This is a genomic window from Pseudomonas sp. IT-P74 (assembly GCF_949768175.1).
Lineage (GTDB): Bacteria > Pseudomonadota > Gammaproteobacteria > Pseudomonadales > Pseudomonadaceae > Aquipseudomonas.
The window spans coordinates 1-983 of record NZ_CATKQD010000037.1 but is presented as its reverse complement, the minus strand read 5'-3'; the positions used below and the strand labels follow the sequence as shown (position 1 = coordinate 983).

The following is a 983-nucleotide window of genomic DNA, read 5'->3' as shown; positions in this document are numbered from 1 at the left end:
CGCGGCCAACGTGGCCATCACCGACACCGTCAGCGAAGTCATCGCGACCCTGACTGCGGACAAATCCACCGTGGCCGAAGGCGGTTCGGTCACCTACACCGTGACCCTGACCAACGCGGCCGGTCTGCCGATCAATAACCATGGTCCGCTGGAGTTCACCCTCTCCGACGGCACCAAGATCACCGTCCCGGCCAACACCGCGACCGGCACAGCAACCATCGCCGCGGCCGACGACGTGTTCACCGGCGGCCAGGCACCGATCGTCAACAAACTCGAGAGCGTCAGCGGCGCTGACAGTTTCGAGAAGTTGACCCTTGGCAAGGACCAACTCACCACCACTGTCACCGATGAACCATCGGGTCAGGGCGACCAGGTCACGGTGAGCATCGAAGGCAACGGCGGTGTGCAGGAAAACCTCGCGCCGACCTTCACCGTCAAGGTTGACCAGAAACTCGACCATGACCTCAAGGTCACCTTGAGCAACGGCGGCACCGTCACCATTGAAGCGGGCAAGCTGTCGGCCATCTACACCGCGCCAGTGCAGGGCGACGACGTCTACAAGGACCCGAGCAACCTGAGCCTGACCGTCGGTTCGGCCAGCGTCGACGGCAAGGCCTTCGAGAACCTGGTGATCGACGGCACCGCAGCCAACGTGGCCATCACCGACACCGTCAGCGAAGTCATCGCTACCTTGACTGCGGACAAATCCAGCGTGGCCGAAGGCGGTTCGGTCACCTACACCGTGACCCTGACCAACGCGGCCGGTCTGCCGATCAATAACCATGGTCCGTTGGAGTTCACCCTCTCCGACGGCACCAAGATCACCGTCCCGGCCAATACCGCGACTGGCACGGCGACCATCGCCGCTGCCGACGACGTGTTCACCGGCGGCCAGGCAGCGATCGTCAACAAACTGGAGTCGGTCAGCGGCGCGGACAACTTCGAAAAACTGACCCTGAGCCAGACCGCAGTCGAAACCTCCG

Annotated in this window: 1 protein-coding gene; it reads left to right on the top strand. The window is 63.2% G+C overall.

The genetic code is table 11. The features are described from left to right. Positions 1-983 (top strand): immunoglobulin-like domain-containing protein (locus ACM6J5_RS18465; protein ID WP_414929106.1); only part of this gene is annotated, 983 nt, incomplete at both ends.